Origin of the sequence: Paenibacillus cisolokensis (genome assembly GCF_018403665.1) — a bacterium.
Classification (GTDB): domain Bacteria; phylum Bacillota; class Bacilli; order Paenibacillales; family Paenibacillaceae; genus Paenibacillus_AH; species Paenibacillus_AH cisolokensis.
In genome coordinates, this window is sequence record NZ_BOVJ01000252.1 from 1 (window position 1) to 8,867 (window position 8,867).

11 protein-coding genes are annotated in these 8,867 nt (G+C 59.7%); 3 read left to right on the forward strand and 8 right to left on the reverse strand.

Annotated elements, in window-relative coordinates; all coding sequences use genetic code 11:
• Window positions 1–218 precede the first annotated feature (218 nt).
• Window positions 219–812 (forward strand): hypothetical protein, encoded by a 594-nt coding sequence (locus tag PACILC2_RS25570; protein WP_213531811.1) that lies wholly within the window; start codon window positions 219–221, stop codon window positions 810–812.
• Window positions 813–823: 11 nt separating this feature from the next.
• Here PACILC2_RS25570 and PACILC2_RS25575 read toward each other — a convergent pair whose 3' ends face one another.
• Window positions 824–1,129 carry a hypothetical protein gene (locus PACILC2_RS25575; RefSeq protein ID WP_213531813.1) on the reverse strand — a complete coding sequence of 102 codons (306 nt, stop codon included), beginning with the start codon at window positions 1,127–1,129 and terminating at the stop codon, window positions 824–826.
• A gap of 207 nt (window positions 1,130–1,336) precedes the next feature.
• On the opposite strand from PACILC2_RS25575, the gene PACILC2_RS25580 reads away from it, so the two are divergent.
• A complete protein-coding gene (locus PACILC2_RS25580; protein WP_213531815.1) occupies window positions 1,337–2,710 on the forward strand; it encodes a VWA domain-containing protein in 1,374 nt (457 codons plus the stop codon).
• Here the strand turns inward: PACILC2_RS25580 and PACILC2_RS25585 are convergent.
• The 7 genes from PACILC2_RS25585 to PACILC2_RS25610 all read right to left on the reverse strand — a co-directional run bounded on the left by PACILC2_RS25585 (window position 2,673) and on the right by PACILC2_RS25610 (window position 8,081).
• Window positions 2,673–3,542 (reverse strand): ATP-binding cassette domain-containing protein, encoded by an 870-nt coding sequence (locus tag PACILC2_RS25585; protein ID WP_213531817.1) that lies wholly within the window; start codon window positions 3,540–3,542, stop codon window positions 2,673–2,675. The two genes, PACILC2_RS25580 and PACILC2_RS25585, sit on opposite strands and share 38 nt — an antisense overlap.
• An 18-nt stretch (window positions 3,543–3,560) precedes the next feature.
• Window positions 3,561–3,815, reverse strand: coding sequence for a hypothetical protein (locus tag PACILC2_RS25590; RefSeq protein ID WP_213531819.1), 255 nt, complete (start codon window positions 3,813–3,815; stop codon window positions 3,561–3,563).
• Entirely contained in the window at window positions 3,770–4,384 is a 615-nt protein-coding gene (locus tag PACILC2_RS25595; RefSeq protein WP_213531821.1) for a hypothetical protein, read from the reverse strand. The genes PACILC2_RS25590 and PACILC2_RS25595 overlap by 46 nt, the downstream gene beginning before the upstream one ends.
• Window positions 4,362–4,805, reverse strand: a complete 444-nt coding sequence (locus PACILC2_RS25600; RefSeq protein ID WP_244863865.1) for an RNA polymerase sigma factor — start codon at window positions 4,803–4,805, stop codon at window positions 4,362–4,364. Before PACILC2_RS25600 ends, PACILC2_RS25595 begins: the two co-directional genes overlap by 23 nt.
• Window positions 4,796–4,957 carry an RNA polymerase sigma factor gene (locus tag PACILC2_RS27725; RefSeq protein ID WP_244863866.1) on the reverse strand — a complete coding sequence of 54 codons (162 nt, stop codon included), beginning with the start codon at window positions 4,955–4,957 and terminating at the stop codon, window positions 4,796–4,798. Before PACILC2_RS27725 ends, PACILC2_RS25600 begins: the two co-directional genes overlap by 10 nt.
• A gap of 33 nt (window positions 4,958–4,990) precedes the next feature.
• Window positions 4,991–6,574 carry a hypothetical protein gene (locus PACILC2_RS25605; protein WP_213531823.1) on the reverse strand — a complete coding sequence of 528 codons (1,584 nt, stop codon included), beginning with the start codon at window positions 6,572–6,574 and terminating at the stop codon, window positions 4,991–4,993.
• Between the two features lie 634 nt (window positions 6,575–7,208).
• Window positions 7,209–8,081, reverse strand: a complete 873-nt coding sequence (locus PACILC2_RS25610) for an ATP-binding cassette domain-containing protein (protein WP_062494898.1) — start codon at window positions 8,079–8,081, stop codon at window positions 7,209–7,211.
• A 419-nt stretch (window positions 8,082–8,500) separates the two neighbouring features.
• On the opposite strand from PACILC2_RS25610, the gene PACILC2_RS25615 reads away from it, so the two are divergent.
• Window positions 8,501–8,867: carboxyltransferase domain-containing protein (locus PACILC2_RS25615; protein ID WP_213531825.1), on the forward strand; the 367-nt coding region annotated here is incomplete at its 3' end.

Here is an 8,867-nt window from a genome sequence, read left to right on the forward strand (position 1 = left end):
CATATTACCGCTGGACTTTTGAGCTTCATAAGCTTCATATCATTGTATATATCGGTAAATTATCCCTGAAAATGAAGATGCGGATAGATCTCCGGTCGGATATCTCGAACCGGTCAAGAGTCTCGGGAACTGCCGCTTCCATCCGTTTGCCCGGTTGCACATCGGTGAAAGCGTTGTTACAATGTTTCCATTAAGAATAAGAATGGAGGTGCGAATCTATGTCCAGCCAATTGCAAGCGATCGTCAGGACGCTCGAATTGCGCACGCCCGCGCAGCCGCTTACGCCCGTCAACGTATGGGACGAAGAGTTGGACCGGCGAATTTCGAGCCTGACCGAAGAAGATTTGCCGATCGGGAGAGGCGGAAGGGAAACGCTCGATACCGTAAAGGCGGGGCTCCACTTGTGGAACGACAACCTCTTCGCCTCGCACGAGCTGGTGCAAAACATCGATACGCCAACCGGAAGTTACTGGCACGGCATTATGCATCGGATGGAGGGCGACTACCCGAACGCCAAATACTGGTTCAGGCAAACGGGACGCCACCCGGCGATGATTCGGCTGATCCGCGAAGTGTCCGCCTGGCTGAAGACGGAAGCCGGACTGTTCGATATGCAGGAGAGCGAAGGTCGGGCGGGATTAATGAAGCTGGCGGCAGAAAGCGAATGGAACCCTTACTGGTTCGTCGATCTGGTCGAGCTTCTGGAAAGCGGAAGGGCGGACCGTTCGCTGCGCCCGATTCTGGAACATATTCAGCGGCTTGAAATCAAAGCGCTGATCGAGTCGACGATATTCGGTGATCCGGCCGGGTAAACCGGTTGCCGCTACCCGATTCCTTCCAATTCACCGTCCCCGCGTACGGCCGCCGAACCGCGCGTTACGTTCGGATGCATGAAGCCGATGCCTCGCAGAACCCGTCCATCCGTCGTCACCGCGCTCAGCGCAATCCGGATATTATCGCTTGCGGCGAGCGCTTCGAGCAGCTCCTTCGGCTCGATGCCTTCGATATCCGCGTACCAGAACCGGGTGCCCAGATCGGTCACGACAACGATGCGGCCCTCCCTGAACGATAGCGGCGTCGTTACGTTTTCTCTCGTCACTTCGATTGCTGTCAATTCATACTCGTCCATACTGCTGCCTCCCGGTTAGCTGCCTGAAAATATTTGCATCGTTCAAGCGGTTCGTTCCCGTCTTCCCGACCGTTCGCGAAGATGGGATGAGCCGCTTTTCCTTCGAACATACGTTTGATACATATGGTAAAGGATTACGTTTCCGTCTGCAACAATTTCCGGTTTTTAGCCGTCAATATGCGAAACGTGCATAGGGGGAAGATCGGAATGGACGGTGAAAAAGAAAGAAAAAAAGAACGGACGCGTAGAGTACCCGGGGCTGTCGTCGCAGCTGTGATCCGGTTTGCCATCGTTTGTCTGCTTGCCGCGGGCTGCGCGACAGGCGAACGCCATGACGGCGAGGCGAGCGATGCTGCGCGGAACGCCGGTTCCGCCGAGACCGAATCGGCCGCTTCGGCGCAGGGTGCGGACGCCGGCCTGCATTCGCCAGGCTCGGCTGCGAAAGCGGAAGATCGGACGGGCGTATCGGAGTCCGTATCGCCGGAAGGGGAGCGGAACCGCCATCATGATAAGAGAGGCGGCGGACCGCAACCCCAGGCCGGCCAATTGACCGCTGGAGAGTGGAGCGATCTGGACGATTGGGAAGGATGGACGGATCAGCTGAACGGCAGGGATGCGGACCGCTACCGGAAAAATTGGCTGTTTTTCGGATTTGACCGTATCGCCGTGCAGGTGATGGATGGCGAAAGGCCGGTAGCCGACGCCGAGGTGACGGCAATATCGGGGAAACAGCCGTTATGGACGGCCCGCACCGACATAAACGGGATGGCTTATCTGTTTCCGGTATTGTTCGATGAGGACGACCAACGCGCCGAAGCGCCGAACGGATACGGCATCGAGGTGCGTGCCGGCCAAGCCGTCAAACGGGTCGGCGAGACCGGCTTTTCGCGGAACGAGCCGCTTGTCGTCGATATAAGCGATGCGCCCAGGCCTTCCGATACCGTCGATATTTTGTTCGCGATCGATACGACCGGCTCCATGTCCGACGAGCTGCAGTATCTGGAGGAAGAGTTGAAGGATGTCATAGCCAGAGTGGCCCGGGACAACGGCCGGCAGTTGGACATTCGGCTCAGTCCGAACTTCTACCGCGATGTGCATGACGATTATGTCGTACGTTCGTTTCCGTTCACGCGGGATGTGGATCGGGCGGTAAGACAAATCGCGAAGCAGGAGGCTTCCGGCGGCGGCGACTATCCGGAAGCGGTCGAAGAGGCGCTGCGGGAGGCGATCGAGGAGCATGAATGGAGCGAAGAGGCGAGAGCGCGGCTGCTCTTCCTCGTGCTCGACGCCCCGCCCCGCGAGGAAGCGGCGCGGGAAATTCACCGGCTGACGCGCCGGGCGGCGGAGGAAGGCATTCGCATCATACCGGTCGCTTCAAGCGGCGTCGATGCGGCCACCGAATATTTGCTCCGGTTTTTGGCCGTCTCGACCGGAGGAACGTATCTCTTTCTGACCGACGACAGCGGCATCGGCAACGACCATCTGGAACCGGCTGTCGGCGAATATGAAGTCAAGCTGCTCAACGATCTGCTGGTGGAAGTGATTAACCGGTATTGCGGATTTGGGAAAGCGACCTTATGAAATAGGCGTCTTCCATCGTCGGCGGCTGCCGTATGAAGCCGGGACCGGGCGCCTGTGCGGCCAGCATCCGCACCGCCAGGCGGCCGTGTTCCGGCCGCACGTGAATGACCGAATCGTGGGGAAGCGCCGCATATGCCGCTTCGTCCGTGATGCCTTCCCAGACGGAAAGCGGCAGCTGTCCGGTCCATGCCGCCGTCGTTCCGTAGAAGAGAGGGCGCCCGTCGTGCAGCCACAAAATGCGGCGCGCCCACGCGTTCCATTCGTTCAGCTCGTGAGTGGAAACGACGACGATGCGGTCCCGGGAATATTCGGCCAGATGACGGATGAACTGCAGCCGTTCCAGGGAATCCATCGCGTTGAGCGGCTCGTCGAGAAACAGGTAATCGGGCGAACCGATCCACGCTTGCGCAAGGGCGATCCGCTGCCGGACACCGTGCGGCAGCGTTTTGATTTTGCGGTTGCGGTACGGTTCGAGCCGGAACAACGCGATAATCCGGTCGATTTCGCCGGTCACGGCGCCGCCCTTCAACTCGGCAAGATAGCGGAGCAGCCGGACCGTCTTCAAATCTTCATAAAGCTCGATGCCGGTCGGCACGAAGCCGATCGAAGCCCGAATGGCAGGCAAATCCCGGTCGACCGACCGCCCATGGTACAGAATTTGGCCGGATGTCGGCAGTTCCGCTGTCGCGAGCAAGTGAAGCAGCGACGATTTGCCGGCCCCGTTGCGTCCGACGAGCAGTGTAATGCCCGGCATAAGCGTCATGCGCGGCACGGCAACTTCGAATTGCGATCCCGGCCTGCGCCAGCGGAGCTGATCAATCTCGAGCATCATATCGCCTCCTGGCAGTCGTCATGATCCCGCTTTGGCGATCTTCATCCCGATGCTGCGCCGGTAGGCGAGCCGCAGCAGCAGCAGTCCCGCAGCCAGCCCGGCGACCTGCAGCGTCATCTGAATGTCGTCCGCAAGCAGCCCCGACGACCGGTTCAACAGATCGGAGCCGTTCCAGGCGATCCACGAAATGCAGGAGCAAGCAAATGCGGTTTTGACGCCTTTGCGCATCATGATATAGGCCGTAATGCCGCCGACGAGAACGAGAACCGACATCCATTGCAGCAAAATGGCAGCAAGGGAAAGCGGTCGAGCCTGGCCAGCAGGTACAGCGAGACGATGGCGCCGAGCACGACCGTCAAGATGACGACGAGCAGCATCCGGCACAGGATCAGCAGCGCCGGCGGATAAGGCGTAATGCTCTCCACGAGACGCATCTCGCGGTTCTGGCTGCGGAAGCTGTACAGCATGCCGGCGAGCAGCGTCGCGGGCAACACCAGCGCGAACATATCGCCGATTATCGCGTAATTGGAATAGTTGTTGAACGTGGACGAGATGAGCAGCAGCATGACGAGCACGCTTAACCCGGCAAGCCAATACATTTTCGGATAAGCGTGAAGCTGGGCCTTCATCAGCTTGGCAAGTGACGGCTGATAAGGGATGCGCTTGCTTTCCGCGGCGGGAAAGGCGTTGACCGCATGGCGCATATCGTCGAATGCCGGCTGAAGCGCCTGAAGCAGTCTGGCCGTATCCCCGGATGTTACCGGGTGAACCGTATAGGCGGAAAGCGGCCCCCGCATCTCGTCTTCCAGCTGTTTCAGTTCATGATCGTTTGGCATGCTCAAATCGCTCGCCTCCTTTGGTAGCGTTGCGCTGTCCGGTCGTTTCCGGATGCAGACGCGTCTTCAGCTTTCGCAGCGCCTTGTACAGATACGTTTTGACCGAACCGAGCGGGAGCCCGGTAACGTCGGCGATATCCTGCAGCTTCATGTCCTGGTAGAAGCGCAGCGTTACGATTTCCCGCTGCACCTCCGGCAGTTCGTCCAGCGTCTCCATAATTTCCCTGCGGGTTTCTTGCCGCTCCGCCAGCTCTACGACCGACGGACTGGCATCGTGCTGTTCGGGCGGTTCGCCAAAACGGTTTTTCTCGCTTTGATAAGCGGCGCTTTTCCAGTAGTCGCGGCACATATTCATGGCTACCCGGTACAGCCATGCCTGCAAATTGTCCGGAATGCGCTTTTCCTTCAACTGGCGGATCAGCCGCAAAACGTTTCCTGCACGAAATCTTCGACACGACCGGGATCGCGCAGGTGGCGGTACAAATATCCGGACAGCGGCGCATGGTAGCGGTGCACGAGCGCTTCGAAGGAAGCCTGGTCGCCGCGCGCCATTCCCCGCAGCAATTCCTCGTCCGTCAAACGTCTCTCCCCTTTCTGCCTTGCGGCAAAACGTCATTTCGGTAGTTTCAAAAGGTCCGCGTCACCGGGCATCGCCCTGTTCCAGGCTTCCGCCCAATCGTCCGCCGTAATGATCGGGTACTCCTGCACGTATTGGCCGTTCGGCCCGTCATGGTAGACGGAAATGGACAGCCCCCGATCCCAGAACGAAGCGAGCACCTGCCATACTTTCGCCTCGTCGCCGCGCGCGATAGCCCGGTCGATCATGGATTTCATCATGTGCCAATATTCCGTTTCGATAATCGGCTTGAACGGAATGATCCGGTTATCGCGGTCAGCCATATACAGGATCGCCGAACGGATTTCCGTTACGAGCGAGAATTCGGATTCCGGAGAATGGCTTGCATCGATCTGATAGCTGTTCGTATCGCCGAACAGGATCAGCTCCATCGTATGATAAAGGATCTGCGAGTTGCTCATCATTTGCGGATAGACCGGCAGCAGCAGCGTATGGCCGACTTTTTGCTCGAACGGCCAAAACGATGTCAGATCAATGCTTTCCATCGGGAAGTACAAAATCCGCTCGATGCTGTCGAGGCGCCTTCCCCACGATTCATAATATTCCCGTATCGAGCGAATCCTTTGCAGCAAGTTTTCCGCATCGCGCATGCTTCCCGGCGTCGTCACGACGGTAATCGGTTCGCCGCTTACGGATACTTCGCGGAAATGGCCGCCGAACAGCGACAGCCCTTTGCTGTCCGCTTCGTAAAACCGCTTCATTCCGCTATGCCCGCTGTCGGCGGCTTCCGGGATCGACGCGTACAGGGGACCGTCGAAACCGGTCAGCGTGGCGCGGAAATCGCTGTGAAAAAAGAGATCCGCATCTTTCCGGGCACCCAATATTCTGTCGTATAACATATAGAACAGGCTGTCCCCGCCGGGGAGCGGATACCATCCACTGTACGACGGCAGATAGATGTTGTCGCCGCGAATAAAAGATAAATATCCGTCCCAAGAGGAACCGTATGCCCAGACCGTCATGTCGCCGCCGTATTCGACGACGAGCCGCTGCTCGCCGGTCCGGCCGCGCAGCGAAGCGGACGGAATATGCAGATAAGCCCCTTCCCGCACAGCTTCGACCGGCGTCCCGTTCAACTCGGTGCGCGTCACCTTCAGCAGCGGATGAAGCAGAAACGTAATATAGCCCGGCTTGTGCGATTTGACTTCGCGGACGCCCGCGGCGGCCGGAACCGGCTCTCCGTCCGCGACGGGAAACCGGATGCTCGCTACGGCGCCGAACGCATCGTCCGCACGCCGCACGACGTTCAGATCGTAGGACGATGCACGAAAGGCGTAGCGGCTCTGCGGCTGCGTTTCGCCCATCGACCAGAGGGGAGCGCCCGTTCCGAGCGTCGCCATCATTTCGTAGCGTTCGTGCCACAGACCGGCGTACGGCACGAAGGCCGCGACTGCGGCGGCGAACGCGACGAGCGTCAACAGCCGGGGACGTTTCGGATGAAGCAGCGAGCGTGTCCCGGAGATGCGCGCCCACGACCAGACGAGCATGAACAGTCCGAAGACGACGGCGAACGGGACGAGCCGCGCATATTCTTCCGCTGCGAGCGGGACGCTCCACACTTCGTTGCTCCATAACGATGTATGAAAAAATGGTTGAGAAAAAATGCCCTTACCGGATAGAAATGGAGACTTTGCGCCACGAACAGCTGCAGAAAGATCGCGCCGAATACCCAGCCGCAAAACGCGATCGGCAGCGAAAAGCGGGCCGGCATCAGTGCGCCGAGCAGCAGCCCGAGCGCGAGCGAGATGCCGTAGTATGTCTCGTACATGAAACCGGTAAGCGTCAGTACGCCGGCGATCGAAGACAGCGGCATGCCGTGTTTCAGCGCGCAAATGGCGTAAGCGGCGGAAATTGCCAGCGTGAACAGGCTCATATACAGGAAGCCTGCAAGCCATTTGGTGCCGATGATCGTCCAGTTGGATACCGGAAGGCTGAGGCTCCATTCGTAAGACGGGTGAAGCGTGTCCCGGCGAATAAGCATGACGCCGAGCAGCACCGGTACGGCGAGCGTAACCGTCATCAGCACGGCATGGCTTTCGAAAGCCAGCAAGTTGTCGTCGGCCATATCGTACACGTTCCCGCCGAGCAGCCTGATCGCCATATACAGACCGGCCGCCGGAGGCAGCAGCAGCGGCCAGCGGTATTTCAGAAGCAGGCGCAGCTCCAGCGCCAGTTGGGCCATCCAGCGGGTCATCAGAAATCCACCGCCTGACGTCCGCTGATGAGCGAGATGTAGCCTTCCTCCATCGTCGGCTCGGCCTGAACCGCGTAAGGAGTCGGAGGCTGCGCGCCGAGCGCCCGGCATATAATGCCGTCGGACGTTTCCCGGGCCGACAGAAGGCCGTCAAGGCGCAGCCGCGACCATTCGAAATGCGACGCCTCCCATGTCCATACGCGCCGATCGGCGAAGCTGGCCAGTCCGGACGGACCGCCCTGATACAGCAGCCGTCCTTCGCTGAGCACGAGAAGGTTGCGGCAGCTCGATTGAATATCGCTCAGCACATGGGTGGACAGCAGAACGGTCCGGGTCAGGGCCGCTTCGGCCAGCACGTTGCGCAGCCGGACCCGTTCCTCGGGATCGAGACCGGCCGTCGGCTCGTCGACGATGACGACGTCGGGGGAGCCGATTAACGCCTGGCCGATGCCGAGCCGTTTGATCATTCCGCCGGAGTAGGTGCGGGCCGGACGGTCGGCTTGCTTCGTCAGATTGACCGCCTGCAGCGTCCGCTCCACGGCTTCCTCGACGGCCGCGCGGCCGCCAAGTCCCTTGACGCGCGCGACATGACGGAGCCATTCGCGGGCGGTAAGCTGCGGATACATGCGGAAAACCTGCGGCACATAGCCGATTCTGCTCCGCACCTTGCGTCCGTCGCGGACGGACACGCCGTCGAGCATGGCGTCGCCTGACGATGGCTGCAGCAGTCCGGCCAGCAGCCGCATCAGCGTCGACTTGCCGGCTCCGTTCGGTCCGAGCAGCCCGTGCATGCCCGGACCGAGTCTAAGATTGAGCGGGTACAGCGCCCAATCGGATTTATATCGTTTGCCTAATCGTTCGGCCGTCAGCATTGCGGCGTTCTACCTCCTGAACAGTCGGCGAAACGATGCTTGCGGCCAGCCGGCTGTCGCAGCCGGCCTATCGCGGTCTTCGCGGATGCGCCAGCTCCATGGCGCGAGCGGGTGTCATGCCGCATCAAGACCGGTTGCGCCGCCTTTATCGTTGCGCCTACCCCAAAGACGAAACGGACTTTATAAAAGTTTTAACTTTTGTTCGGGGCGTATGGACTTTTTCAACAGAATGATACACACTTGGTTTTAACGGTTGGTTCAAATATAAATTTTTAAGTTTTACCGCGAACAGTACGTAAACAGTATGTCCTCAGACAGGGACGACGGAGCCGTTTCCGCTTGGGTCCCATTTTACCATATCGAAGCTTGTCGTTATACCTGCGCCGGGCCGTGTATAATGAAAGAAAGGATGAGAGCCGATGGCGGAACAGGTGAGAAAAGAACGGATCGGACTGCCGCAATCCCGGGACTGGCGGATCGCTCCGGCCGGGGATCGCGCGCTCGTGCTGGAAGCTGCCGATTTGCCGGAGGACGGCTGGCGGCTTATGGCGCTGGCCGCCTCCGTGCTGAACGAGGCGCGGCCCGAGTGGATCGTCGATATCGTGCCGGCCTATGCGACGGTTACGATCGTCTACGATCCGGTCCGGCTTCTGCGGTCGGCCGGCGGCGGCCGATTTGGCGCAGCATGGAACGGGCAGGAGACGGGGGCCGGCAGCAACGGGGAAGGCAGGCCGCCGCTGCCGTACGAGCTGGCCGCCGAAGAGGTTCGCCGGCTGCTGGACGGCA